This is a genomic window from Flavobacterium fluviale (genome assembly GCF_003312915.1).
GTDB classification, from domain to species: domain Bacteria; phylum Bacteroidota; class Bacteroidia; order Flavobacteriales; family Flavobacteriaceae; genus Flavobacterium; species Flavobacterium fluviale.
Genome location: NZ_CP030261.1, coordinates 888,811 through 914,430 on the forward strand (window position 1 = coordinate 888,811; position 25,620 = coordinate 914,430).

25 protein-coding genes are annotated in these 25,620 nt (G+C 33.3%); 9 read left to right on the forward strand and 16 right to left on the reverse strand.

All coding sequences use genetic code 11. From position 1 onward, the window contains the following. Nucleotides 1–5: 5 nt before the first annotated feature. Both HYN86_RS04060 and HYN86_RS04065 read right to left on the reverse strand, forming a co-directional pair. The gene (locus tag HYN86_RS04060) at nt 6–485 is read right to left on the reverse strand and encodes a gliding motility lipoprotein GldH (protein ID WP_113679846.1); all 480 of its coding nucleotides are present in this window, start codon (nt 483–485) and stop codon (nt 6–8) included. Next, nucleotides 469–1,866, reverse strand: a complete 1,398-nt coding sequence (locus tag HYN86_RS04065) for a PSP1 domain-containing protein (RefSeq protein WP_113676890.1) — start codon at nt 1,864–1,866, stop codon at nt 469–471. Before HYN86_RS04065 ends, HYN86_RS04060 begins: the two co-directional genes overlap by 17 nt. A gap of 269 nt (nt 1,867–2,135) precedes the next feature. On the opposite strand from HYN86_RS04065, the gene HYN86_RS04070 reads away from it, so the two are divergent. From HYN86_RS04070 to HYN86_RS04085, 4 genes are all read left to right on the forward strand, one after another. Continuing rightward, entirely contained in the window at nt 2,136–2,879 is a 744-nt protein-coding gene (locus tag HYN86_RS04070; RefSeq protein ID WP_113676891.1) for a hypothetical protein, read from the forward strand. 211 nt (nt 2,880–3,090) lie between these two features. Beyond that, nucleotides 3,091–4,272, forward strand: coding sequence for an ankyrin repeat domain-containing protein (locus tag HYN86_RS04075; RefSeq protein WP_113676892.1), 1,182 nt, complete (start codon nt 3,091–3,093; stop codon nt 4,270–4,272). Between the two features lie 28 nt (nt 4,273–4,300). Then, nucleotides 4,301–5,644 carry an ankyrin repeat domain-containing protein gene (locus HYN86_RS04080; RefSeq protein ID WP_113676893.1) on the forward strand — a complete coding sequence of 448 codons (1,344 nt, stop codon included), beginning with the start codon at nt 4,301–4,303 and terminating at the stop codon, nt 5,642–5,644. A 19-nt stretch (nt 5,645–5,663) separates the two neighbouring features. Then, nucleotides 5,664–6,203, forward strand: a complete 540-nt coding sequence (locus tag HYN86_RS04085) for a hypothetical protein (protein ID WP_113676894.1) — start codon at nt 5,664–5,666, stop codon at nt 6,201–6,203. A gap of 62 nt (nt 6,204–6,265) precedes the next feature. On the opposite strand, the gene HYN86_RS04090 is transcribed toward HYN86_RS04085, so the two are convergent. The 7 genes from HYN86_RS04090 to HYN86_RS04120 form a co-directional block, all read right to left on the reverse strand. Continuing rightward, complete coding sequence (locus HYN86_RS04090) at nt 6,266–6,496, reverse strand: ferredoxin (RefSeq protein ID WP_113676895.1); 231 nt, start codon at nt 6,494–6,496, stop codon at nt 6,266–6,268. Continuing rightward, nucleotides 6,496–7,737 carry a peptidase U32 family protein gene (locus HYN86_RS04095; RefSeq protein WP_113679847.1) on the reverse strand — a complete coding sequence of 414 codons (1,242 nt, stop codon included), beginning with the start codon at nt 7,735–7,737 and terminating at the stop codon, nt 6,496–6,498. The genes HYN86_RS04090 and HYN86_RS04095 overlap by 1 nt, the downstream gene beginning before the upstream one ends. 1,222 nt (nt 7,738–8,959) lie before the next feature. After that, nucleotides 8,960–9,394 (reverse strand): IS200/IS605 family transposase, encoded by a 435-nt coding sequence (gene tnpA / locus HYN86_RS04100; protein WP_113676896.1) that lies wholly within the window; start codon nt 9,392–9,394, stop codon nt 8,960–8,962. Between the two features lie 25 nt (nt 9,395–9,419). Further along, complete coding sequence (trhO, locus tag HYN86_RS04105) at nt 9,420–10,778, reverse strand: oxygen-dependent tRNA uridine(34) hydroxylase TrhO (RefSeq protein WP_113676897.1); 1,359 nt, start codon at nt 10,776–10,778, stop codon at nt 9,420–9,422. Between the two features lie 207 nt (nt 10,779–10,985). After that, nucleotides 10,986–11,396: a BrxA/BrxB family bacilliredoxin gene (locus tag HYN86_RS04110; protein WP_057115385.1), complete on the reverse strand. Its 411-nt coding sequence runs from the start codon at nt 11,394–11,396 to the stop codon at nt 10,986–10,988. Between the two features lie 139 nt (nt 11,397–11,535). Then, on the reverse strand, nt 11,536–11,967 hold the full coding sequence (locus HYN86_RS04115) for an ArsR/SmtB family transcription factor (protein ID WP_113676898.1): 432 nt from the start codon (nt 11,965–11,967) through the stop codon (nt 11,536–11,538). 149 nt (nt 11,968–12,116) lie between these two features. Continuing rightward, on the reverse strand, nt 12,117–13,280 hold the full coding sequence (locus HYN86_RS04120; RefSeq protein ID WP_113676899.1) for a lycopene cyclase family protein: 1,164 nt from the start codon (nt 13,278–13,280) through the stop codon (nt 12,117–12,119). Nucleotides 13,281–13,413: 133 nt separating this feature from the next. Between HYN86_RS04120 and HYN86_RS04125 the strand changes: the two genes are divergently transcribed. Next, nucleotides 13,414–14,232: a DUF6492 family protein gene (locus HYN86_RS04125; protein ID WP_113676900.1), complete on the forward strand. Its 819-nt coding sequence runs from the start codon at nt 13,414–13,416 to the stop codon at nt 14,230–14,232. A gap of 143 nt (nt 14,233–14,375) precedes the next feature. Beyond that, nucleotides 14,376–15,512: a glycosyltransferase gene (locus tag HYN86_RS04130; protein ID WP_113676901.1), complete on the forward strand. Its 1,137-nt coding sequence runs from the start codon at nt 14,376–14,378 to the stop codon at nt 15,510–15,512. Here the strand turns inward: HYN86_RS04130 and HYN86_RS04135 are convergent. The 5 genes from HYN86_RS04135 to HYN86_RS04155 all read right to left on the reverse strand — a co-directional run bounded on the left by HYN86_RS04135 (nt 15,507) and on the right by HYN86_RS04155 (nt 21,365). After that, entirely contained in the window at nt 15,507–16,703 is a 1,197-nt protein-coding gene (locus tag HYN86_RS04135; protein ID WP_113676902.1) for a glycosyltransferase, read from the reverse strand. The genes HYN86_RS04130 and HYN86_RS04135 overlap by 6 nt on opposite strands. Before the next feature lie 298 nt (nt 16,704–17,001). Next, complete coding sequence (locus HYN86_RS04140) at nt 17,002–17,475, reverse strand: thioredoxin family protein (RefSeq protein WP_113676903.1); 474 nt, start codon at nt 17,473–17,475, stop codon at nt 17,002–17,004. A gap of 178 nt (nt 17,476–17,653) precedes the next feature. Beyond that, on the reverse strand, nt 17,654–19,915 hold the full coding sequence (locus HYN86_RS04145) for a TonB-dependent receptor (RefSeq protein ID WP_113676904.1): 2,262 nt from the start codon (nt 19,913–19,915) through the stop codon (nt 17,654–17,656). Between the two features lie 180 nt (nt 19,916–20,095). Next, nucleotides 20,096–21,001 (reverse strand): NAD(P)/FAD-dependent oxidoreductase, encoded by a 906-nt coding sequence (locus HYN86_RS04150; RefSeq protein ID WP_113676905.1) that lies wholly within the window; start codon nt 20,999–21,001, stop codon nt 20,096–20,098. A gap of 10 nt (nt 21,002–21,011) precedes the next feature. After that, entirely contained in the window at nt 21,012–21,365 is a 354-nt protein-coding gene (locus HYN86_RS04155; protein ID WP_113676906.1) for a MerC domain-containing protein, read from the reverse strand. 93 nt (nt 21,366–21,458) lie between these two features. Here HYN86_RS04155 and HYN86_RS04160 point away from each other — a divergent pair, with 93 nt between their 5' ends. The 3 genes from HYN86_RS04160 to HYN86_RS04170 all read left to right on the forward strand — a co-directional run bounded on the left by HYN86_RS04160 (nt 21,459) and on the right by HYN86_RS04170 (nt 24,524). Then, nucleotides 21,459–21,851, forward strand: a complete 393-nt coding sequence (locus tag HYN86_RS04160; RefSeq protein WP_113676907.1) for a Fur family transcriptional regulator — start codon at nt 21,459–21,461, stop codon at nt 21,849–21,851. A 74-nt stretch (nt 21,852–21,925) separates the two neighbouring features. Next, nucleotides 21,926–23,794: an Nramp family divalent metal transporter gene (locus HYN86_RS04165; protein ID WP_113676908.1), complete on the forward strand. Its 1,869-nt coding sequence runs from the start codon at nt 21,926–21,928 to the stop codon at nt 23,792–23,794. 76 nt (nt 23,795–23,870) lie between these two features. Next, nucleotides 23,871–24,524, forward strand: a complete 654-nt coding sequence (locus tag HYN86_RS04170; protein ID WP_113676909.1) for a metal-dependent transcriptional regulator — start codon at nt 23,871–23,873, stop codon at nt 24,522–24,524. Nucleotides 24,525–24,540: 16 nt separating this feature from the next. Here the strand turns inward: HYN86_RS04170 and HYN86_RS04175 are convergent, their stop codons facing one another. Further along, entirely contained in the window at nt 24,541–24,813 is a 273-nt protein-coding gene (locus HYN86_RS04175; protein WP_113676910.1) for a hypothetical protein, read from the reverse strand. Nucleotides 24,814–25,136: 323 nt separating this feature from the next. Beyond that, on the reverse strand, nt 25,137–25,607 hold the full coding sequence (locus tag HYN86_RS04180) for an ABC transporter ATP-binding protein (RefSeq protein ID WP_113676911.1): 471 nt from the start codon (nt 25,605–25,607) through the stop codon (nt 25,137–25,139). Nucleotides 25,608–25,620: the final 13 nt, after the last annotated feature.

Consider the following 25,620-nt stretch of genomic DNA (forward strand, 5'->3'; position numbering starts at 1 on the left):
TTTTTCTAATCTTTTTGTTCTATTCTAAAACCAACGTCTGTAATACCTTCTAAAGCCTCAACACCTGGAATTTTACCCGACTGTCTCACGGCCTGTTTGATGTGAACTTTGTATGTTCCTTTAAATTTCACATCTTCTTTATAAAATAGTTTACTTTCTTTAATATCCGTAAATCCATTTCCTAATAAAGTTCCGTCTGGCGCTGCCATTTGATATTGCAAAGTATCAACTTTTGTAAAACCGCTTGGCGTTTCAATAGCGACAATTAAAAACAAATTATTAAACGGATAATTGTTGTTGTCTCTTATATTAACAAATAAATCGTACTTTTTTGTAGAATCTAAAACAGGCAGATCAAAGCTTATAATACTGTCTTTGTGCCAGGCACTTCCAACAGATTTATACTCGTCGAATACTCTTTTTTTATCACACGAAAAAAGAAGTATCGCTGCCAAAAGAAGAATTCCGCTATTTTTTATTCTCATTTTTAGCATTAATTATTGGTTTTCTAGGTTCAGCAGATTTGTTATCATTTGACTGCTGCTTATTCGAATTGTTTTGTTTATTCGGATTTTGCTTGTTCTTATGATTTTGCTTATTTGGATTATTTGGATTATTTGGCTTATTCTGCTTGTTTGGATTATTATTATTCTGATTATTGTTTCCAGCAGGCTTAATAATATTGCTGCTTTTTTCCTGCTGCGGTTTTGGCGGAGCAGCAACACCTGCAGATTCGGTATTTTTGCGTTTGCGATTTGGTTTTTTCTTTCTTTTCGGCTGGTCAAAACGAGTTAAACTCTCTTGTCCCATCGCATTATTAAAGTCTTTTTCTGGTTCTGAAACTACCTCAACAGCAAAATCTTCTAAAGATGAAACTTTGTTTTTCTGTTTGTTTTCAGCAATAATTTCTTTTACCTGATCAATTTTTAAAACATGCCAGTTTGCAAAATTGTTGGTGTAAGCAAACCACATTAATCCTTTAAAAATATCTTGTTTTTGGCAGACAGCATCTCCTTTTTCCGTAACCAGTTTGGTATCGTAATCTGGAAAATCTTTTAATGCGTCCATGTAAGTATCTAACTCATAGTTTAAACAGCATTTTAATTTACCGCATTGTCCCGCTAATTTCTGCGGATTCAATGATAATTGCTGATAACGAGCTGCCGAAGTATTCACACTTCTAAAATCCGTAAGCCAAGTCGAGCAGCAAAGTTCACGTCCGCAAGAACCAACTCCGCCTAAACGAGCCGCTTCCTGACGGAAACCAACTTGTTTCATCTCTACTCTTGTACTAAATTCTTTGGCAAAATCTTTAATTAGCATTCTAAAATCGACACGATCATTGGCTGTGTAGTAAAAAGTTGCTTTAGATCCATCTCCTTGAAATTCGATATCCGAAATTTTCATTTCTAATTTATGCTGAATTGCCAATTCACGGGCACGAACTTTCATTGGTTCTTCGCGATCACGCGCTACAGACCAAATATCAATATCTTTTTGAGATGCTTTTCTATAAATTTTAGGTACATCATTACTTTCGTAATTCACCCCTTTTTTCTTCATTTGAATTTTTACCAATTCGCCTGTAAGAGTCACAATTCCAATATCATGTCCTGGTGAAGCCACAGTTGCAACAATATCACCAATACTTAAAGTTAATTTCTCTGAATTTCTAAAAAATTCCTTACGTCCGTTTTTAAAACGTACCTCAACACAATCAAAAATCGTCTCTCCATTAGACGGACTCATGTTCGAAAGCCAGTCAAAAACCGTCAATTTATTGCAGCTATCGGTGCCGCAAGTCCCATTATTTTTACAACCCTTTGGTGCGCCGCCATCTGAGGTTGAACAACTTGTACATGCCATAATTATATATGTAGTGCTGCTAAAACGCAGCTTAAGTTCATAAACGTTTGATCGGTAAAGATAGTATTTTTTTTATTTGGCTATTTATAGATTAATTCTAAAGGGGTGTTAAATAAAAAAACGTGCTTTTTTTACCAAAAAATTTTCATTTTAATATTTAAAAGAATTTATAATGATCTCTTTTTAAAATACATTTACATTTTTATAAGTTAAATCCTAGCACATCTCAAATTAAATAGAAATCACAAAACAAAAAAATAAACTAATCTATGAATAAATATTTATCTCTAATCAGTGTTCTTTTAATTCTCGCCGGAGTATTTGGCTGCAAAGACAAAAAAGAAACCACTACGACCGTAGAAACTTTAAATAATCCTGAAGAAGTTACTGAAACCTCAGCTTCTACAGTAGAAACCAAAAAAAATCCAGTAGATTTTGTTCCAAAAGGTTATGTAATTTTTGATACTATTTATGGAGATTTGAATAAAGACGGATCTGAAGACTGCGCGCTTGTTATAAAAGGCACCGATAAAAGCAAAGTTATAAAAGACGATTATCGCGGCCAATTAGACCGAAACCGAAGAGGAATTATTGTACTCTTCAATAAAAATAACAGTTATGAACTGGCAGTTAAAAACTATGACTGCTTTTCTTCTGAAAATGAAGACGGCGGCGTTTATTTTGCTCCAGAATTATCTGTTGAGATAGAAAAAGGAAAACTAAATATACATTACGGCCATGGCAGATATGGATATTGGTCTTATACTTTCAGATTTCAAAACAATGATTTCGAACTTATTGGCTATGATTCTACGAGCAGTAACGGTCCTGTAATTGATTCTGATGTAAGTATCAACTTTTTAACCCGAACCAAAATAGTCAATGTAAATACTAATGAAAATGCAGAAAGCGGTGATGAAGTTTTTGAAAAAACGGTAACCAAAATCAGCAAAACCAAACTCACTAAGTTATCTGAAATTAAAGATTTTGATGAACTTGAAGTTTCAGAATAATAAAAGCATTCGCTTAAAATTTTAAAAACCCTATTCTATACATCCAGAATAGGGTTTTGCTTTTAAATGGGAATATTTTAAGTCTTTTTACTTTTTATCCTAAAATATATTTCTCAATTTTATGTTTTATCTTACAACATAGTTCGTGAAGCCAGCAATTATCGATACTGGTTTTATCAAACACAATCTTTCATTTTAAATACCACTTCAAATGCAGACACAAAACCAGATTGAAAGTTTCCTTTTTCAGGGAAAATTTGACGAGGCCAGAGAATGCCTAAATAACGGCGAAACCTTTAACGAACAATATCTTAAAAACAATTTTTCGCAAATAGCAGGAAAAATTATTGACGCCAAAGAAATTGATTTTATTGAAAAATTAATCAAAGCCGGCGTTATTGAAACTGATATTTACGAATTGGACAGTTTCGACAAATCGATTTTTGCTCCATTGGCACTCTATCTCAAAGACGATGAAGAATCACTGGCTTTTTTTAAAGAATTGATGTCAAAAATGGATAATATCAATGATGAAATCAGCGATAAAACACTACTTGGATATCTCTTTGAAAAAGGCGCTTCACCAAAAGTCATAAAAATACTTATCGATGATTTTGGAGCGAATACGCAATATAAAAACAATGCCGGAGAAAATTTCATCTACATCGTTCTGAATACCTACAGCACAGATACTGAGAAGACTAAAGAATATCTCTCTATACTTTTGGATAATGGTGTCGATATCAACGAAAAAAATATTGTGGGAACAACCCCTTTAATGTGCGCTGTTAAAAGAAGCAAAAAAGAATTTGTTCCTTTCTTATTGGAAAATGGAGCTGATGCCAACGAAACCGATAACCTCAACAACACTGTTTTTTATTACGCTGTTGCCGAACAGTTTTCGTATGATATGTACGATGCACTGGCAACAGTTTCTTCACCCGATTTTAATATTGTGAACAAAGACGGTCGAACCTTATTCACTAATTTTATAAGTTCTGTTTCTGGATCTCCAAGCGATATTAAATTTTTGGAAAGATTATTATCTGATGGTGCCGATGTCAATTTCTGCGCGCAATATTACGGTCAGCCAAAATCGGGAATTGATTTTATTGTAGAAAAGAAATCGGATATTTTAAAATCGGTTTTGGAAAATGTTTCAATGGATGTGAATGAACAAGACAATCAGGGAAATACTATTTTGCATAAAGTCTGCGCTTACAATGTGAACTATGATGCTGAAATGGCTAAAGAAACCTATCGAAAAGTAAAATTGTTATTAGAGCAGGGTGCCGATATTTCTATTACGAATGATAAAGATGAAACCGCCTTAATGCTGGCTTCTGGAGATAATTTGAAAATTAAAACGGTCGAGCTTTTAATGAAATCATAATAACTGAATTATACAAAATACCACATATATGTCAATGTCATTTATAATTGCCTGTGAAAACGGCAATCGAAAAATAGCCGAATTGCTGCTTCAAAACAAAGAAGTAGATGTAAAATATACGGATGAAAAAGGCAGAACTGCTCTTCATTATGCCGCACACAGAGGTTATCTGGATATTGTGAAAATATTGGCTGAAGACGGAGCCGATATTAATTACGAAGATCATCAGGGAGAAACGCCTTTGTTCTTTGCTTGTCTTCAAAAACAAAAACAAACGGCTTTGTATCTGTTGGACAATGGTGCGGAAATTACTAAAAATGATAAATACGGAAATAGTCTGTTACATTTGGTTGCTCAAACCGCTCAAATCGAAATTGCAACAAAGTTGCTTGAAGCCGGATCTGATGTTAATTTACTGAATAACAATGGAGAAACTCCCCTGTTATTAGCTTCTGCAAAACTAAACAGAGAAATTATTCACTTGCTTTTAGACAAAGGAGCCGATATAAATGTAACCGATAAACAAGGAAATACACCTTTGATTTACGCTTGTTACACCAAATCAATCCCGATGGTGACTTTACTTCTCGACAATGGTGCAGACATCAATCACATAAATCATTCGGGAGAAAATGCTCTTTTAATTGCGTGTTATGAAACGAATAGAATGCTCGCCAAATTGTTAGTAGAAAGAGGGGCAGATGTTTTCGCATCAAACAATAATGGTTACTCTCCTATTTGGTATGCTTGCGCGAATAATCAAAAGGAAATTGTGTCTTTATTTTTAGAAAACGGCGTTGATGTCAATTACAGCAAACCTTTGGCGAGCGATACTTCTTCAATGAATGATTATCTGGATTGGATTGTCAGTGCAACCAATATTTCTAACGAATCTAGTTTTACGCTTAACAATTCTTACACCTATGGCGGAGAAAGTCTTTTGCATGTTGCTACCAAAAAGGGTAATCTAAGCATGGTAAAACTGCTGATTGAAGCTGGTGCCAATATTAATATTCAGGACGAATCTGGAAACACGCCTTTACATTACAGCGCTGCAAACGGAAAGAAAGATGTTGTAAAATATTTATTAGACAATAAAGCCGACGCTTCAGTTGTAAACGTAAAAGAGCAAAAAGCAATTGACTATTCGAATGTAAAAGGTTTCACTGAAATTACAGAATTGATTTTGAAATATGCTCCTTCGGGAACTGTTATTACTCCAATTCAGAAAGAAGAACCGCAAAAATCAGATTCAGGAAATTCTATGGAAGGGAAGAAAAAAGCATTATTAGATTTGAAAGAACTTCTGGATGCCGGAATTTTAACTTCGGAAGAATTTGAAACTGAGAAAAGTAAAATTTTAAAAGGATAAATAATAAACAAAATTAAAAATGAAAAACACTTTAAATAAATCCATAGCATTCGTATTAATCGCTGTAAGTTTAATTGCCACTTCATGTACAAATCTTTCTCCAGAAAAGACTTTTGAAATTGCTGCTTTAAACTCGAATTTGTTATCTCGCTTTGGAAGTAAAGACATCAATTATAAGCTGGAATCTGAACCTCAAATTTATGATGAAAGCCAAAAAAAGATGATTCCGTCTTCTTATTATGATTATTTTAAATTTGACATCGCTAACTTAGAAACTCAATTAAAAAAAATTCAGGAAATAGAAGAAGATGATGACAATAAAGAACTTCTTCAGGCATCAAAAGACTTATTTTCGTATGCCATTGCCAAACAAAAAGAAGGTTATTTGCCAATTGCTAAAATGAAAGATGAGAAAGCTTCATCTGAACAAATTGAAAAAGCAATTGCCGAGTTCGATGCATCAACTCAAAAAGATATAGATGCAAAGTTCACTAAATTGATGAATGTTGCGCAGGCATATGTAGACAAACATAATATTAATGCTAAAATCGGAATTTAATTTCCTCTGTTATTTAAAAAAATTCCTCTGTTTACTAGTTACAAACAGGGGAATTTTTATTTCTAAGTTTCCTTAACTGTAATAATCTTAACTGGACATGCTTTTGCAGCCAATTCACAACTTTCTACAATGGCATGATTAGGCGATTTTAAAGTAAAAAAGCCTTTTGCATTGTGCGAATGCAGTAAAACCGATTTACCGTCTTTCTTTGACATTTGAAAATGCACGGGATCCATTTCGACGCAATAATTACAACCAATACATTTTTCTCTCTGTAAAGTAATAATAACCATTATGCCTCAACTATTTTATATAGCTTATCCGACATTCTGATTCTAAACGGAAGCTTGAATGTACAATCGTCTCCTTTTGTTGCTTTTTCTCCAGCAACATCATTTACAAACATTTCATCGATAATCATTTCCTGCGCTCCTGTACTTGGTCCTGTTACTAAAATTTTATCTCCGACTTTAATATCATAAGCTTCAATTTTGAATTGTCCAATCTCGGCTTTCGGGAAATAATGTGTTCCTTTTCCAACATAAACTTTCTTTTGAGTTGCTGCAGATCCAGGAATATTGCTCCATTCTCCTAATTCTTGTCCCAAATAATAACCTGACCAAAAACCACGATTGTAAACGGTATTCAAAGCTTCCATCCAAACTGCAGTTTTCTCTTTTGAGAAAGTCCCATCATAATAAGCATCGATCACTTCACGATAGGTTTTAATGACTGTTGCTACGTATTCCGGCGCACGGCCACGACCTTCGATTTTTAAAACCTTAATTCCAGAATCGATAACCTGATCTAAGAAATCAAGCGTACATAAATCTTTTGGCGACATCATGTATTCGTTATCCAATTCAATTTCGAAACCCGTTTCTTGATCGATAACGGTATATTTTTTTCGACAGTTTTGCTTGCATGCGCCACGATTTGCAGAGGAATTGTGAGAATGCAGACTCAGATAACATTTCCCTGAAACCGCCATACACAAAGCTCCGTGGCCAAAAATCTCGATTTCTACTAAGTTTCCGTTTGGTCCTTTAATCTGTTCTTTCTCAATTTGATCTGTGATACTCTTTACCTGACGCAAACTTAATTCACGACTTAAAACCATCGTATCGGCAAACAAGCTGTAGAATTTAATGGTTTCAATATTAGTAATATTCAATTGAGTTGAAATGTGAACTTCCATTCCAATTGATCGCGCCATCGCAATTACGGCCTGATCCGATGCGATTACCGCGGTAATATTGGCTTCTTTCGCTTTTGTCAATAATGTTTTTACAACCGACAGATCGTGATCGTAAATAATGGTATTTAAAGTAAGATAGCTTCGAACGTTTTTGGCTTCGCAACGATTGGCAATTTCTTTTAAATCTTCGATAGTAAAATTCACAGTTGAACGTGCGCGCATATTAAGCTGTTCTACTCCAAAATAGACTGAATCACAGCCATTATCTAACGCAGCCTGAAGCGACTCAAAGTCCCCAGCGGGAGCCATGAGTTCAATTTTGTTGGTAATTGTCATTTTTGATTTTATTATTCCGATAATATGTTTTTCGAACCAGTTATCTAACAATTGACAAAAATAATATGGGTATAGATTAGATTACTATGATTTATATCATAGTCTATAATTTAAAAGTTATTCGAAGTAACCCACTGTTTGGCTAAACATCTTTTTCAATATATCCCCCGGTTTCAACCACGGGAAACGTATTGATGGAAACATTTTAATCCCGATAAACCTTGTAAAATTTACAATCGTTGTGGATACGCTCTGTGTTCCTGCGGTTGAAACCGCAGGCTATGTTTTTCCTTCCGTATCTTCAATATAACCCGTGGTTTCAACCACGGGAAACGTGTAGATGAACACATTTTAATCCCGATAAACCTTGCAAAAATTTACAATCGGTGTGGATACTCTCTGTGTTCCTGCGGTTAAAACCGCAGGCTATGTTTTTCCTTCGGTATCTTCAATATAACCCGTGGTTTAAACCACGGGAAACGTATCGATGAACACATTTTAATCCCGATAAACCTTGCAAAATTTACAATCGCTGTGGATACTCTCTGTGTTCCTGCGGTTGAAACCGCAGGCTATATTTTTCCTTCCGTATCTTCAATATAACCTGTGGTTTAAACCACGGGAAACGTATCGATGAACATATTTATCCCGATAAACCTTGCAAAATTTACAATCGTTGTGGATACGCTCTGTGTTCCTGCGGTTGAAACCGCAGGCTATATTTTTCCTTCCGTATCTTCAATATAACCCGTGGTTTCAACCACGGGAAACGTATCGATGAACACATTTTAATCCCGATAAACCTTGCATAATTTACAATCGTTGTGGATATTCTCTGTGTTCCTGCGGTTGAAACCGCAGGCTATATTTTCCTTCCGTATCTTCAATATAACCCGTGGTTTCAACCACGGGAAACGTGTCGATGGAAACATTTTTAATCCCGATAAACCTTGCAAAATTTACAATCGTTGTGGATATTCTCTGTGTTCCTGCGGTTGAAACCGCAGGCTATATTTTTCCTTCCGTATCTTCAATATAACCCGTGGTTTCAACCACGGGAAACGTATAGATGAACACATTTTAATCCCGATAAATATTGCATAATTTACAATCGTTGTGGATAACCTCTGTGTTCCTGCGTTTAAAACCGCAGGCTATGTTTTTCTCTGCCCTGTTTTTAAACATAACCCGTGGTTTCAACCACGGGAAACGTGTAAGACAATCATTTCTCTCCCATTCCATGCAATCTTACAAAATCATCAAATTCATCTTGTCCATTTTTCTTAAGATGATGCTGTTTTTGATTTTTTATATAATTGTAGACTGCCTCTAACTGAGATTCACTGACAGAGAAAGCACCAAAACCAGTTTGCCAAGCAAATTTTTCCAGGATAAATTCTCCTCTATTTATGAAATGAGAAGAACTTCCTTTAATTTGCTTTACAATATCTGTGATGGTTTTTTGTGGATTTTGTAAAAATAAAACATGCACATGATCGGGCATTCCATTTATGATTCTAACAGGACATCCGAGTTCAGTTAACTCTTGCCAAATGAAATCGTACAATGTTTTTTCAATTGAAAAATCGATTAATTCCTGACGTTTTTTGGTTGCCCAAATTACATGAATCCATAATTTGGTAAAAGATTGTGACATAAATAAATCAGCATAAAAATTTATGCTAATTTACAATTTTATACAATTTATCTGACAAACGAATGCGAAATGGAACCTCAAAAGTAACCTTATCACCAATTTTAGCAGTTTGAGTTTCTGCCCCGTTCACAATTAGTTTTTCTAAAATCATTTCCTGATTTCCGGTAGTTGGTCCAGAAATTAAGATTTTATCGCCAGCATTTAATTCTTGATTTTCAATAGCAAATTGAGCCACTTGCGCTTTTACATAATAATGTTCTGCTTTTCCAAGAAGTACTTTTTTAACTTTTACTTTCTGACGAATATCGGCTGGTTTTTGGGCTGTAGCCAAAGCAGTTTCTGGCAACTCTCCTGAATGTTTGAATTTTAAGTTTTCAGATTTTCCTTTTCTGAAAACTTTATTTCCTACCTGTTTCCCAGTTCTTAAGCGAACTTGGTCAACCAAAGGCATGTGGATAATTTCGAGACATTCTGTAGAACAACAATTTTCCATTGCTGCTTTACATTCATCACATTGAATAAATAGCAAATGACAACCATCGTTTTCACAATTGGTATGGTTATCACAAGGTTTTCCGCATTGATGGCATTGTGAGATAATATCATCTGTGATTCTTTCGCCAAGACGATTGTCAAATACGAAGTTTTTCCCAATGAATTTACTTTCTAGGCCTTCTTCTTTCAATTGTTTAGCGTAATTAATGATTCCGCCTTCTAATTGATAAACGTTTTTGAAACCTTGGTGTTTAAAGTAAGCACTTGCTTTTTCGCAGCGAATTCCGCCAGTGCAGTACATTACCAGATTTTTATCTTCTTTATGGTTTTGAAGCTGTTCATTGATTATTGGCAAACTCTCTCTAAATGTCTCAACATCTGGAGTTATTGCGTTTTTAAAATGCCCTACTTCACTTTCGTAGTGATTTCTAAAATCAACAACAATAGTGTTTGGATCGTCAAGAATTTCATTGAATTCTTTGGCTTTCAAGTGAACGCCTATATTGGTAACATCAAAAGTATCATCATTTAAACCGTCAGCAACAATTTTGTGACGAACTTTGATTGTTAATTTTAAAAATGAATGGTCATCATGTTCTACTGCTTCATTCAAACGAATGCCTTTCATGAAATCATACACTTCCAGAGTTGCTCTAAAAGCTTCCAAATTTTCTTCAGGAATACTCATTTGAGCATTTATTCCTTCATTGGCAACATAAATTCGGCCTAAAGCATCAAGCTTATTCCAGGCACGGAATAAATCATCGCGAAATTTTTTGGGATCTTCAATTTTGGCATACGCATAGAAAGACAACGTTAGTCGTTGTTTACCGGCATCATCGATCATGATAGCTCTTTCTTCTGCGCTCAAAGTGTTGTACAGTTGCATGCTATAAACAGTTTTAAGTTAAGAATATTTTTTTAAAGGTGCAAAAGTAAGGAAAAAGGTTCAAAGTTGCAAAGGCTTTACTCGTTGCAAAGGTTCAAGGCAACAAAGATTCAAAGTTTTATAACATTCAATAAAAAAGAAAAGCACTATATTTCTATAGTGCTTTTAAATCTTTGTACCTCTGTACCTTTTTTTCTTTGAACCTAATTAACAGAATTCATTGAAAGCATCCTGCAAATTCTCAGCGATTAATTCAGCTGGACGGCCTTCGATGTGATGACGCTCTAACATGTGAACCAATTCTCCGTTTTTGAACAAAGCCATAGAAGGCGATGATGGAGGAAAAGGAAACATATGTTGTCTTGCAGCATCAACAGCTTCTTTGTCAACACCAGCGAAAACTGTAATAAGGTGATCTGGTTTTTTTGCTCCTTCTAAACTCATTTTTGCTCCTGGACGTGCATTTCTTGCAGCGCACCCGCAAACAGAGTTTACAACAACTAAAGTGGTACCCTCAGCTTTGATAGCGTTATCTACAGCTTCAGCACTATGTAAATCTTGAAAACCAGCAGCTGTTAATTCAGCTTCCATAGGTTTTACCATTTCTTGTGGATACATATTCTTGTCTTTTAAATTTTACTTTTGAGTTGCAAAGTTACAAAGTTTAGTCGCAACTACTTAATTTGAAGTATAAAGTTTTGTTATAGTTCGATTAATTTTTTAATCATAATAGGAACTCATCGCGAGTTACTTTGACTTAGATCTTCAATTCTTTTCTCTTTTTATTCGGAAATTGATAATTGTATTGTTTTAAATGACTATTTCCTCTCCTTACTTTATGTGTAGTTGTCAAGACAGTTTCCTTTTTTTCTTCAGAAATTTCAATTGTGGAAAGATAACTAGTCAAATATTTTTTGAGTACTTGTATGTTTGCTGCTTCAATCGAGTAAATTGTTTTTTTGCCTTCGTTTTTAATATTGATCAGATTTGCTTTTTTCAATTCCAATAAATGTTTTGAAATTGTCGATTGTGCCAGCGGAATTAATTCAACAATTTCACCGCAAGTTCTATTGTCTTTCTTCCATAAAAGTGTCATTATTTGAATTCGTCTAGGATGTCCGAGTGCTTTACAAATTTTACTTATCTTCTCTGCCTCTGAATCAATTTGTAGGTCTTTTACTTTTTCCATTTAATCCTTATCGTAAATAATCGATTATATTAGACAAAGTAAATGTTAACTGCTCTTTATTAGCTCCTCAAAAAATTATTAAAATAAAAGAATAAGACATTTTTTCAACTTTCAGTATCTGAAATCTGCCTAAATCTGCAGCATAAAAACTAACTGAAGATTACTCGAAATAAAGCTTTAACAAATGGAAGTTTTGGGCATTTTAAAATAACCTGAAGATCTTCAATTAAATTAGTTTCTTCATCTAGAAATTTAAAGATTAAAGCAGGATTTCCTCTTCTGAACAAAGAAGAAAAAATCGAACTTCCCAATGCATTATGACGATACAGAATATCTAAAAGCAATAAATCATAATACCAAAATCGGTTCTTTTTATGAAAAGACTTCATATTGGGTGGAGAATCATTCTGAAGAAAACTCACCAGTTCTGAAGATCTTTTATCTGAATTCTTAAATGTATAACCCGTGCTGGCTTTTGTCCAACCGCCGGCGGTGCCAATGTTGAGAACTCTGTTCGTATTCTTTTTCCAAAATGGATAACACGTCATCGGAATACTCCCCCGCTCTTTTTCTATAATTTCGAATTGATCCCCTCCGAGCTTTTTTAAATAAAGTTGAATTTCATTTTCGTATTCTTCATTTGGAAGGACTTTTTCCGAAAACAAAGTATATTCGACCAAAGCTTCGGTTTTAGAAGTCGGCAGGATATACATGAATCTTGTGTTTCCTTTCTGCTCTACAGAAAAATCCATGAAAGTAACTTGATCTGGATTAAAGATTTCGTTTTCCGATTTTACAAACCAACCTATAAAATGCTGCTGTAAAACAGGATATTTAGTTTGACTTTCGGCAAAAGCCTTAGTATAAATACTATTTAAAAGATAATTACAAGTGTACCGGTTTTCTTCAGTCCCAACAAAAACATGAGTTTCAAGTTCGTTGATATCGGTTACTTTTTCAGTTGAAAAAGTAATATTAGACTGTTTTGAAATGGATTCAAAAACAAAATTATAAAAGTCAATTCCCCGAATTTGATTGTATTGATAAGGCATCAACGCTAAATCGCGTTTAAAATTTTCATCAGCAAATAAAGCTGAATCCCATTTTTTAGAAATAACAGAACTCCAAATACTTTCGTTTTTATCCCAAAAACACCAGGTTCTGTCATTACTTTTTTTTGAATCCTGATCCAGAAGTAAAATCGATTTATCTGCAAATTTTCCAGAATGTATCATTTTGTAGACCGTCATTAAAGATGCAAGTCCAGTTCCTGTAAAAATGTAGTCGAAATGTTTAATTTGAGAAGAATTCATTCTCAAAAATAAGGAATTTTATTTTTTCGAGAATATTTAAATGCTGCCAGCCAATTTATCACTTCATTTTATCGTTACTTTTGGATAATAATTTAATTTTTACCTTTATTATTTCATAACAAAAAATCTGTTTATGCATAAATTAATTCTTTTCATTAAGACTTACGAGCCTGACTTTGAAAGAGTTTACAAACTTTTAGATTCAATAGACAAGTTTAACAAAGACAATATTCCCGTATTTATTTCAGTCAACGATGAACATTTTGATCGCTTAAAATTAGATTGTTTTGAAAAGTACAAAGTGTATAAAGATTCTGAAATTACAAAAACAACTATTACAGAAGGCTGGAGATACCAGCAAATTATAAAAAGTAACGTTTATAAACTGAATATTTGTGAAAACTATGTTTCTCTAGATTCTGATTCGATTTTTATAAAAGATTTTTACTTTTCAGACTTTATGTACGATGATAAAACACCGTATACAGTAATGCAGGAGTCTAAGGATTTACTGGAAATGAGCGAAAGAGTTGGAATAGATTCGGATACTGTTTTTTTTAAAAGAGCATTGAGAGATACTAGACCATTTTTTGGAAATACGGGTAAAGAATGGGATTTTGGACCTTCTCCTTATATTTGGAATTGTACCGTTTGGCAGCATTTTAACGATGTATTCCTCAAAGATTTAAATCTAACTTTTGATGATTTTTTTGCTAAAATAGATGAGAAAAGTTACTCACCAAGTGAATATGCAATCTATGGTGAATATTTGCTAAAAACCAGATTGATAGACATACTTCCTATAGGAAGCCTTTTTAAAGTATACCATTACGAAAAACAATTTGCAATAGAAGAAAAACAACTAACTATTAAACAGTTAAGTAAAATTTACCTTGGTATTATCTATCAAAGTAATTGGCAGAAAAAGAAGAAAAAGTGGTTTCTTTTTTAATGGATTAACAGAAATATTATAAAGAATAACTTCCGATGAAAAAAACAAGTAAAGCTTATTTGGTATTTTTGCAAAAGCTTTTTTGTGTCTGCATTACAGTCCAAATAAAATTGTGATAAGCACTAACCTGAATTATTTTAAACATGAAAATTTTATACTTCTATCCCGAAAATCCATTACATAAAACGCAGGGAAATAATGCGAGAGCTTTGGCTTTATTAGAATATTTTAGGAACAGAAATGCAAGTGTTGATTTTGTTGGTGTTGCCACAAATACATTTACAATCAATGAAATAGACAAACTAAAAGAAGAAAAACTTATCTCAAATGGTCATCTTCTCCCTGTTTTTATTAGAAAGAAAAATCAAATGAGGTATTTTTTCTGCTACTCGCTGCCGAATAAAATTGGAAGGAAAATTGGTTTATTTGACAGAACCCGTTTAGGTCATGTTGAAGCTTTTAATAGCATTCTAAAAAAGAATCAATATGATGTAATCTTGATTTCATACGTGTACTGGGCAAAATTAGTTAAGAACAGCCCTAATATTAAGAATGCGAAATTAATGATCGATACACACGACTTTTTAACTTCTCAATTGCAAGAAAAAAAGAAATTTCAATTAGGACGATTTTTTGAGAAAGAAATAGAAATTTTAAGTTTATTTGATAAAATCTTAGTTATTTCTCCAGAAGAGAAGTTTCTTTTCTCGCAATTTCTTACTAAAGAAACAGCTTTGGCCACTCATGCTCTGCCTCAAAACTATAGTTCCAAAACAGCACATAAATACGATTTAATTTACACTGCCAGCGATAATGAGCATAATATAAAATCGGCTAAGTGGTTTTTTAGTTCCGTTTATCCTTTACTGCCAAAGTCTATTAAAATATTAGTTGTTGGAAAAATCGGCAATTATATCGATGACTTCAGTAATGTTGAAAAAATTAATTTTATCGAAGACTTGAACTCTGTTTACAGCCAGTCTAAAATCGCGATATGTCCGATGCTCAGTGGAACAGGTGTTAAGATTAAAGTAATTGAAGCTTTGTCCTTCGGAATTCCTGTTGTGTGCAATGAAAGAGGTGTCGATGGTTTATTGAACAAAACAAATAATGGATGTCTAGTTTCTGATAACGAAAATGAATTTGCTGCTTATATCAATAAATTACTAATTGATGAAAATTACTATAACAAAGTAAGCTCTCAAGCCATAACTTTTTTTAACGCACATCATAGTATTGATGCCAATTACAGCATGTTAGACAAGATATTTAAATTATAAAGTTTCAAATTTGGAAAATAGCGATTCCAGCACTTTAATTGAAAATGGTTCCAGACTCTTTTCGGAGTTTTCCTGCAATTCCATCCAAAGATCCTTATTGTTATATAGTTCAATTATTGCAGATGCAAATTCTTCTTTGGTGTCATAAATCAAAGCATTTTTTTCATGAACCAGATTCATTCCTTCGGCACCAATAGAAGATGTAATAACAGGCAGATAGTATTCAAAAGCCTGTCCAATCTTACCTTTTACTCCAGCGCCGTATCGCAAGGGTGCGACCATCATCTTATTTTGTTTAAAAAAAGAACTTATATCTGGCACATAACCTTGAAATATAAATCTTGGATCACTAATCTCATTGATTTTTTCATTTACATTTCCAATAATATTTACTCTGATATTGCTATTTTTCTCCCAAACAATTGGCATAATATCGTGATATAAATAATGAATTGCATTGATATTGGGCTCATGCTGAGAACCAATAAAAAGGATATCTTCACGATTTTCAAAATGCAATCCTTCTTCTCTGTCAATTTTTTGGTAGTGAATATTCGAAATGGTAATCAATTTTTTGTTATCAATATATTTTGCCATAATTTCTTTCTCAATATCAGAAATAGTAACTACATAATCTGCATTTTGAGCTAGTTTGGTTTCTATATTGAAGAATCTATTATAATTTTTTCTGAGCGAAATTCTCATCGGATCAATTTTAATAGCTCTCTTATAACGAAGAAAATGAATATCAACCATATCAAAAATGGATATAGCATCTGGAAGCAAATTTCTAAGTTTCTTAAAATTATACTTTAAACTTCTCGCTCCGTGGTACCATACAAAATCAACTTTTGGAATTTTTGTTACAAAATCAAAATAATTTTGATACTGATTGGTTTCTACGTAAACAATTGCGCCCAAATCACTAAATCCTTTAACATATTTGTTATCTCGGAATGTATTTTTTGAACAAATAACACAATTATAACCTTTATCTTTAAAAAGGAGAATGATTTCTCTAAGTCTATTAGAACCAGAATCTAAATCAAATGAAGGTAGACTAATATCAAAAAAAACAATCGTTCTCTTATCCACATCATAAATCTCGTAGTTTGGAATAGATTGATCCGTTTGATTCTTGATTATCTCTTTTCTTTTATAGTAACCTTTAATCCTTTTAAATATCCCCATATCATTCCTGTTTAGTCTCTATTATCTTTTACGAGTGTGCCTATAAATTATAGATAACCAAAAATGGATTTGGTTGCGTTCATTTTAAAAAAAAATGTCTTTTCTTTTAAACTAAAACTCAATTTGTGTTTCTTTTATTATCTGAAAAATATCAAAAAAAGAAAACAAACCTAAATAAAGTACATTACAATGATTATCAGGTGTTTTATATTTCAAAGAGATCAAATCTAATTTACAAATGTATTATAACAGAAACACAGAGCATACAATACAATTATTGCTTAAAAAAACTTTAGAACTATTGGTTATAATCTTTAATTTTTTCTAAAAGAACTTTAAAATCTTTTGGACTTAAATAGTTATTATACTGCAGAATAATTTCGTTATTGTCGTTCAAAACGCATAAAACCGGATATACAATTTGATTATTAATAGTTCCGAACTGTAAAGCCAGTTCATGAACGCCAACATTATTTCCCGAAGGTTTGAATTTAAAAACCTGATTATTAAACGTAATATCCCGTTTTTCCTCGGCATTGAAATCAATAAAATAGAAATCTGAATTTAGCTTTTCTATAATTTCTTTGTTTTTGAAAGTCGTTGCTTTCATTCTTTGGCAAAACTGACACCAATCGGTATGGATGAAAACAATGATTTTTCGTTTTTGAATTTGCTGCAAACTATCTACTTCCTCAAAAGTCCTGCTTTTTAACTGGCAGAATCCTGTTGAAGTTATTCCGAAGAAGAATATTAGAAGAAATAGCTTTTTCATTTTGATTTTAGTTGATTCGTTCTAAACACATAGAGACATAGATTTTTTAGTTAACTTGTTAAGATCATTTAAAAAGCTAGCTTTCACACATAGTTACTATGTTTATTGATGCAAGTGAAACGCCTTTCAAAGCATTACAAAATCTATGTTTCTATGTGTTAAAAAATTATTCTTTTTTTTACCTCAAATTATATCGCAATCCAATAAACCCGCGAATAGTCTGGTTTTGCCCATAAACATAAGTGGTATCAAACGTCAGTCCGTATGGATTATCAGGCGTAACCATTACTTTTCCAGCCGAATCATATTGTACATTTTTATCGAAAGGATCGTTGGTTCTAGAAATCAAAAACGGATTATTTTGTTTTGGGGTAAAGTTCAGCAAATTTTTGACACCTCCGTAAACTTCAAAATCTTTCCAGCCTGTATACGTAAACTGAATATTCTGAATGCTGTACCAAGGCGAATTTGGATTTCTCGGATCGTATTCGTTCAATAAAGGCAATTTCATCGGACTGTAAACATTTCCGGTATAATCCAACAGTAAATTCCAAGGTTGTATTTTGTATGAAACACTCCATGTTCCTGTAAATCTTTCGGTTAAAAAAGGTCTTTCTGAAATTTTGTCCTGAACATTTTTATTGTCTAAAACTGTCGCGCCAAGAATAAACTTTAAGCCATTTGTAAAATTTAAATCAACATTCGTGCTGATTCCCTGACTTATCGCATAACCATCAATGTTGTCGTAAATAATTTTATTGGGATCTGTTTCATAATCTGAAATGATTTTATTGCTGAATCTCGTATAAAAAGCCGTCGTTTCAATTCCCATAAATGTTCCATTTTCGAAATTGATTTTCTGAATATAATTCAGATTGACGTTTACCGATTTCTCTGGTTTTAAATCATTTTGTATCACCACATCTCGGGAACCTGTAAGCGCGGCATGATCTTCCGTAAATAAATTCACTACGCGAAATCCGGTTCCAGCGTTTAATCGAAAAATTGTGTTTTCATTTGCTTTGAAACGATATGCCAATCTCGGTGTAAAAATCGAACCATGAATCGAGTTATAGTCGTAACGCGCACCTAGCAAAACCTGACTTTTAGGCGAAAATGTAATTTCATCCTGAACAAAAATTCCCGGAAGCCAAGTACTTTCAGCCTCTTCTGTCGCTGGAGTATTGTCGTCATAATACGTATATCGATTGGCAATTCCCGCAAGTAAATCATTGCGACCGCTTTTTTTATCCCAAGTCAATTGCAGAAAACCAATTTTTTGATTAGCAATATAAGATGTCGTTCCGTATCGGCTGTCTTGGTAATGCACGTTTCCAGAAAATGAAAGCATTAATTTCTCTTCAAATGGTAATTGATAACTTCCAATTAACTCTCCTCTTTTGGTATAAATGCTTTCACCGTAAATTTCGTCACCTCCTCTGTACTTTTTCTCCCAGCGAACATCTCCGCCCCAGCGGTCTTCATACATGCCGCGCGCAGCAATTGTAAAGAGACGGTTGTTATTTCGTTGAAAGTTCCATTTATTGAAGACTGAAATTCGTTCAGAAAGTGTCACATCCGTAAAATTATCTTTGTCTTTATCAATAACCTGATCGTAGTTGAAGTAATTTACGCCTAAAAGTGAAGTCGCTTTTTTGCCGACATTAAATTTCATTCCCAAATCGAGATTGCTTTCGAAGTAAGAAGTTGTAAAATAATCCGCAGAAAAAACAGGCGCATTTGTTGGGTTTTTAGTGATAATATTGATTAAGCCGCCAACAGCCTCACTTCCATAAAGAGAAGAGGCGGGACCTTTTACAATTTCAATTCTTTCTACCAAAGAATTCGGAATTCCAGATAAACCATAAACCGTCGAAAGACTGCTTACAATTGGCATTCCGTCGATCAAAACCAAAGTATACGGACCTTCCAAACCATTTATATGAATATCTCCCGTGTTACAAACACCGCAATTGAGCTGTGGACGAACGCCGTTTATATTTTGAAGTGCATCGTAAATACTAGCCGTCGGATTTTTTTTGAAGAAAGTTGGTGAATAAACCTCAACAGGAACGGCACTTTCCAATCGCTTGACTGCTTTTAAAGTTCCGGAAACCACAACTTCGTTTAATTGATTATCGTTATCTTCCAAATCAAAATCAAGATTTAGATTTTGTCCTTTTATAATTGAAAATCTTTGGGTTACAGGTTTGAATCCAGTCGAGGTCACTTGAATTCTTCCATTTTCCATTTCTATATTTTCAAAACTGTAATATCCTAAACTATCAGAAATTGTTTTTTGGTTTGTTCCTAATAAATGAACGTTTGCGGCCTGTATTTTTCTTCCTTCACCAGAAATAAAACCTGAGATTTTAGTGGTTTCCTGCGCAAAAGAAAATTGTAAATTAAATAATATCAATATCAAAATTGAATTTTTCATCATTATAAAATTAAATTTAGACAAAACTAAAAATTAAATTTGACAAACAATGATTCTAAAACTAAAAATTTTCAAACTGATTTAATTCAATATGTTAGATTTATTTAAAACATATAAAAATATTAATTTAAAAAAAGTCAAGTAAATCCGACAGGTTTTAAAAACCTGTCAGGTTTAAAATTAAAAATCCTCTTCAATAAGATCTTTATTAATCACAGCACCCGCAAAAGAACCTGTCGAAACTGCAATTGCCACAGATCGCATTTGCGTTGTACAATCCCCACTTGCGTAAATTCCACCAACGTTTGTGTTTTGCATAAAATCGACTTTCAGCAAACCTTGTTCGGTAATTTCACAGCCTAATTCTTTGGGCAAATTACAATGCTGCTCAAATGGCGGTCTTGCATAAATGGCTTTTACGGCAGTTTTTTCCTGATTTTTAAAGATGATATTTTGAATATAACCTTGTTCATGTTCAAATGAATCAATTTCTTCTTCAAAAATTGCAACTCCATGTTTTTTAAGTATTTCTGTTTGTTCTAAAGTCAAAGTCGACTTTCCATTGGTACATAAACTTAAATTTTTTGTCCAATTCGAAATCAATTTTGCAAAATCAAATGCGATTTCTCCATTGGCAATAATGGCTGTTTTTTCATTCTTCACTTCGTAACCATGACAATACGGGCAATGAAGCACCGAAATTCCCCAGCAATCTGCAAAACCTTTAATTTCCGGGATTAAATCTTTAACACCAGTCGCAAATAGAACTTTTCTGGATGTAAAAACTTTACCTGATTCGGTTGAGATTTCAAATCCACTTTCCTTTTTAATTGCTTTTGTGGCAAGTCCATTATAAAAATGAACTGTTTTATAAAGCTCGACTTGTAATTTGGCTTTCGCCGAAATAACTGCGGGTTTCTCCCCGTCTTGTGTAATAAAATTATGGGAATGCGGCGTTTGCCTGTTACAAGGCAGACCGCTGTCAATTACCAAAACCTGACGGAGTGAACGTCCTAAACTCATTGCAGCAGACAAACCGCTGTAGCTTCCGCCAATAATAATCACGTCAAAATTTTTCTCTTTCATAATTATATTTTTAATGATCTTGTTTTCTATGTGATTTGTAATTCAATAAATGTCCGATAATCATTCCGACACCACCGAAATAAATTAGATCAATATGAATGTCTAATATTATTTCACTCAAAATACTGATCAAAATTGAGCTCATTGAAACAATCAAGATTGACGAAATCAAAAGACTTGATTTTTTCGTAATTTTGAAGATTGCAAATAAACCGATTGAGGCAAATACTAAATCGATAATTGGATTGTGAGTCAGTCCTAAAGGAAGAATCGTTAAGAGCGGAAAAATTAAGCAGTGAACTAGACAGATTGCTGCGCTGGAAATTCCTAAAATATCGTAAACGGATGAGGTAGTTTTCTTCATTTCTTTTAATTTTGCTTAATGCAATTATGTTGCAAATATACAATTTTAATTCAAGTGCAACATTGTTGCGTTTAATTTTTAATTCATTACAAAATGAAAACTACGCGTAATACCACAGCTAAAACCGCTGTATTAGAGGTTTTTGACAAATCAAAAACGGCATTATCCCATACTGAAATTCAAAAACAATTGAACGACGTTTGTGATCGTGTAACTATTTACAGAATTTTAGACCGCTTGGTTAACGACGATATTATTCATAAAATCTCAAATCTTGACGGAACAGTAAAATACGCAAAATGTAACCATTCGCATCAGCGTGTACATATTCATAATCATGCTCATTTCAGCTGTGAGAATTGCCATGAAATAACTTGTTTGGAGAATGTAAAGCCTAGCTACATTATGCCGCATAATTATAAAGTCAACGAAATTAATTTTACATTATCAGGATTATGTCCGAAATGTTTAAATTCTAACATTTAACATTTAGACTCGTCTAAAAATATTGTTTCGCGAATATAATTTTTACATATATTTGTGAAAACAATACTTTTACAATGACTAAATCTTTAGAAGAAGTAAACGAATCGGTCGCTACCCAGCATAAAAAAACTGGTTTCAGGAAAATATTAGCCTTTTTAGGCCCGGCATATTTAGTAAGTGTTGGCTACATGGATCCTGGAAACTGGGCAACAGACATTGCCGGCGGAAGCCAGTTTGGCTACACCTTAGTCTGGGTTTTATTAATGAGTAACTTAATGGCTTTGCTTTTGCAGAGTTTAAGCGCACGTCTTGGAATCGTAACACAGCGCGATTTGGCTCAGGCATCTAGAGAAACCTATTCAAAATACATCAACTACATCTTATATTTTCTAGCCGAAATTGCGATTGCTGCCTGCGATTTAGCAGAAGTTCTCGGAATGGCAATCGGAATTAATCTTCTTTTCGGAATTCCGTTACTCGAAGCAGTTTTAATTACGGTTTTAGATACTTTTTTACTGCTTTTCCTCATCAATAAAGGAATTCGCAAGATGGAAGCCTTTATTATTGCATTAGTGGCGATAATTGGATTTTCTTTCATTTTCGAAATGATTTTTGCAGAACCAGAAATGGGTAAAGTATTGCAAGGGCTTATTCCGTCAATCCCAAATTCTGCCGCTTTATATATTGCTATCGGAATTATCGGAGCGACTGTAATGCCGCACAATCTTTATCTGCACTCTTCTTTGGTGCAAACCAGAAAGTTTGACCGCACTCCAGCGGGAATTAAACAAGCTTTGAAATACAATTTGATAGATTCTACCATTGCTTTAAACCTTGCCTTTTTTGTAAATGCCGCAATCTTGATTCTGGCTGCTGCAACTTTTCATAAAAACGGAATGTTTGAAGTTGCCGAAATTCAGGATGCACATCAGTTTCTAGAACCTTTACTCGGAACAAAATGGGCGCCAATTTTATTTGCAGTTGCACTTATTGCCGCTGGACAAAGTTCTACAGTAACAGGAACGCTTGCCGGACAAATTGTAATGGAAGGTTATCTGCATTTTAGAATTCAGCCTTGGGTACGCCGAATTATTACCCGTTTAATTGCTATTATTCCTGCTGTAATTGTAATTCTAATTTATGGCGAAAGCGTAACTGGAAAACTTTTGATTTTAAGTCAGGTTATTCTAAGTCTGCAATTAGGATTTGCTATTATACCTTTAATCCATTTTGTAAGCGACAAATCGAAAATGAATGGTTTTCATATATCCAAACTTACTCAGGTGGTTTCATGGATTATTGCGACTATAATTGTGTCTTTAAACGCAAAATTAGTGTATGACGAAATTACTTCGTGGCTTGCAAATTCAGATCATCCCATAATTCTTTGGGTAACTGTAGTACCGCTTGCTTTCGGATTTTCAGCGTTGTTGCTATATATTGTTTTTAAACCTTTTATTACCAAAGCAAAAAACAAAGCTGTAAATCACTCGCCGCATAATCTCAAACTTCACTTTTCTCCTAGAGAAACTCAAAGTATTAAAAACATAGCTGTTTCTGTAGATTTTTCTACCGCTGATGAAGCTGCTCTAAATAAAGCCTTTGAATTGGGCGGCATTGACACCGAATATACCCTTATTCACATAGTAGAAACTGTCGGAGCTTTAATGTATGGTGTTCATGTTCATGATCATGAAACTACTATAGATGAGAAGTTATTATTGCAGTACAAAGACATGCTTTCTGAAAAAGGTTTCAGAATAAAAACTGAACTCGGTTTTGGAAAACCAAACAAAGTAATTCCGAAAATTATAAACGAAGGCAACTTTGACATCTTAGTCATGGGAACCCACGGCCACACTGGATTGAAAGATATTCTTTTTGGCACAACCGTAGATAAATTGAGACATAAAATTTCAATACCTTTGTTGATTGTTAAATAAAGGGGCAAAGGCTCAGAGCTGCAAAGGAACAAAGCCTTTGTAACTCTGAACCTCTGAACCTTTGAACCTAAGAAGAATGACCTTTTCAGAAGAAAACTATTTAAAATCTATATACCATCTAACCGCTGCTTTGGAAACTGAAGTAAGCACAAATGCCATTGCAGAAATCATGGAAACAAAAGCTTCTTCTGTAACGGATATGCTTAAAAAGCTGGCAGAAAAAGATTTAGTCAATTATAAAAAATATCAGGGAGTTTCTCTAACCGAAAATGGAAAACTGGCTGCTAAAATGATTGTGAGAAAACATCGTTTATGGGAAGTTTTTTTGGTAGAGAAATTAAATTTCAGCTGGGATGAAGTTCACGATATTGCAGAGCAGTTAGAACACATCAAATCTGAGCAGTTAATTAACCGTTTAGATGACTTTTTGGGAAATCCGACAGAAGATCCTCACGGCGACCCAATTCCAGATGCAAACGGCCGAATTATTAAGATTGAAAAGCATTTACTTTCTGAATTGATAGAAAATCAAATTGGAGTTTGTGTTGGCGTAAAAGATACTTCATCAGAATTCCTGAAATACTTGGACAAACAAGGAATTGCTTTGGGTTCTAAAATTGAATTTCTATCCAAAGAATCTTTCGATTTATCTGTTAAGATTAAAGTTGAGGGAAGGGAATTATCTATTTCGAATAAAATTGCTTCTAATTTGTTTGTGAAGCTGGTTTAGAAAATTCAAACTTATTTTAAAATTTACGATATTTTTTAAGTTTTTCATACAAATTCTCTTCTAAATCAAGGCTTTTTAATCTGATTAAATTTAAACATATTTTCTTTTTATTTTTTGTTTCAAAACATAGATTAAAAAATTCAACATACACATATTCGACTTCCTTAAACTCTATTTCTTTAGTGATAAAAACATTAGTCACAATAGCAGAACTTTCTGTTACTATTGCTTTCTTTCTGAAAGTGGCAACAATATCATAAAAGCTAAAAGAACTATTATCAAAAGACATATTGGTATTAAATAAAACAAATACCCTAGAGGAGGCCAGGAATTTTGCATTTCAGCCATAATCGTGTTCTCAGGAACAGGAACAAAAGGAACTAATAAAATACCACTGCAAACTATAATTAGCGGTAAAGAAAAAAGCAAACCAAATATCTTGAAACCAATGTGTGTTTTATAGACTTTCATTTTAAAAGGCCTTTTAATTTTTGCAAAATTATCAACTGCTCCTTATACTCACACCCGCAAACGACATAATAGTATTAAAAAAGGTCAAAAAAAAAAATCCGTAAATGATTTACGAATTTTCTTTTTTAAGATTATTTAATTCTATTTGTTATTATTCACATTTTGAATTCTAGCACTAAGTTCTAATTTTATGTCTTCTGAATTTTCTAAAATTGTTGGATTAATAATAATTCTTTTATTTTGAGACGAAAATGGTATAATCAAAATGTGATTTATATTTGGATTACGAGGATGTGGTATTAAATCGAAACGTTCAATTTCCTCAAATCTTAGTTCTCTCGTACCAAATAATGTTTTTGATTTTATACTTTGTTTAGTTAGTATTACTTCATTTTTTTGAACAAATATGAATAAAAAAATCAGCAAAAAATCAAACATAAAAAGTATTAAACCTAACTTCCAAGCATCTTCGCTATTAGGAAACATCTCTTGTACAAGATTACCTTTTGAAAAGGTCACTATTGCCGCATAAATACTTAGAAAAATAATTAATGGAATCATTAAGATATAAATCATCCTTTTCCAGTGTTTTGCTATTTTATAAACTTTCATCTTTGCTGAAATT

Excerpts from the sequence above, each read along its gene's own strand:
- HYN86_RS04060 (WP_113679846.1), bottom strand. The coding sequence starts at position 485 with ATGAGAATAAAAAATAGCGGAATTCTTCTTTTGGCAGCGATACTTCTT.
- HYN86_RS04065 (WP_113676890.1), bottom strand. The coding sequence starts at position 1,866 with ATGGCATGTACAAGTTGTTCAACCTCAGATGGCGGCGCACCAAAGGGT.
- HYN86_RS04070 (WP_113676891.1), top strand. The coding sequence starts at position 2,136 with ATGAATAAATATTTATCTCTAATCAGTGTTCTTTTAATTCTCGCCGGA.
- HYN86_RS04075 (WP_113676892.1), top strand. The coding sequence starts at position 3,091 with ATGCAGACACAAAACCAGATTGAAAGTTTCCTTTTTCAGGGAAAATTT.
- HYN86_RS04080 (WP_113676893.1), top strand. The coding sequence starts at position 4,301 with ATGTCAATGTCATTTATAATTGCCTGTGAAAACGGCAATCGAAAAATA.
- HYN86_RS04085 (WP_113676894.1), top strand. The coding sequence starts at position 5,664 with ATGAAAAACACTTTAAATAAATCCATAGCATTCGTATTAATCGCTGTA.
- HYN86_RS04090 (WP_113676895.1), bottom strand. The coding sequence starts at position 6,496 with ATGGTTATTATTACTTTACAGAGAGAAAAATGTATTGGTTGTAATTAT.
- HYN86_RS04095 (WP_113679847.1), bottom strand. The coding sequence starts at position 7,737 with ATGACAATTACCAACAAAATTGAACTCATGGCTCCCGCTGGGGACTTT.
- tnpA (WP_113676896.1), bottom strand. The coding sequence starts at position 9,394 with ATGTCACAATCTTTTACCAAATTATGGATTCATGTAATTTGGGCAACC.
- trhO (WP_113676897.1), bottom strand. The coding sequence starts at position 10,778 with ATGCAACTGTACAACACTTTGAGCGCAGAAGAAAGAGCTATCATGATC.
- HYN86_RS04110 (WP_057115385.1), bottom strand. The coding sequence starts at position 11,396 with ATGTATCCACAAGAAATGGTAAAACCTATGGAAGCTGAATTAACAGCT.
- HYN86_RS04115 (WP_113676898.1), bottom strand. The coding sequence starts at position 11,967 with ATGGAAAAAGTAAAAGACCTACAAATTGATTCAGAGGCAGAGAAGATA.
- HYN86_RS04120 (WP_113676899.1), bottom strand. The coding sequence starts at position 13,280 with ATGAATTCTTCTCAAATTAAACATTTCGACTACATTTTTACAGGAACT.
- HYN86_RS04125 (WP_113676900.1), top strand. The coding sequence starts at position 13,414 with ATGCATAAATTAATTCTTTTCATTAAGACTTACGAGCCTGACTTTGAA.
- HYN86_RS04130 (WP_113676901.1), top strand. The coding sequence starts at position 14,376 with ATGAAAATTTTATACTTCTATCCCGAAAATCCATTACATAAAACGCAG.
- HYN86_RS04135 (WP_113676902.1), bottom strand. The coding sequence starts at position 16,703 with ATGGGGATATTTAAAAGGATTAAAGGTTACTATAAAAGAAAAGAGATA.
- HYN86_RS04140 (WP_113676903.1), bottom strand. The coding sequence starts at position 17,475 with ATGAAAAAGCTATTTCTTCTAATATTCTTCTTCGGAATAACTTCAACA.
- HYN86_RS04145 (WP_113676904.1), bottom strand. The coding sequence starts at position 19,915 with ATGAAAAATTCAATTTTGATATTGATATTATTTAATTTACAATTTTCT.
- HYN86_RS04150 (WP_113676905.1), bottom strand. The coding sequence starts at position 21,001 with ATGAAAGAGAAAAATTTTGACGTGATTATTATTGGCGGAAGCTACAGC.
- HYN86_RS04155 (WP_113676906.1), bottom strand. The coding sequence starts at position 21,365 with ATGAAGAAAACTACCTCATCCGTTTACGATATTTTAGGAATTTCCAGC.
- HYN86_RS04160 (WP_113676907.1), top strand. The coding sequence starts at position 21,459 with ATGAAAACTACGCGTAATACCACAGCTAAAACCGCTGTATTAGAGGTT.
- HYN86_RS04165 (WP_113676908.1), top strand. The coding sequence starts at position 21,926 with ATGACTAAATCTTTAGAAGAAGTAAACGAATCGGTCGCTACCCAGCAT.
- HYN86_RS04170 (WP_113676909.1), top strand. The coding sequence starts at position 23,871 with ATGACCTTTTCAGAAGAAAACTATTTAAAATCTATATACCATCTAACC.
- HYN86_RS04175 (WP_113676910.1), bottom strand. The coding sequence starts at position 24,813 with ATGTCTTTTGATAATAGTTCTTTTAGCTTTTATGATATTGTTGCCACT.
- HYN86_RS04180 (WP_113676911.1), bottom strand. The coding sequence starts at position 25,607 with ATGAAAGTTTATAAAATAGCAAAACACTGGAAAAGGATGATTTATATC.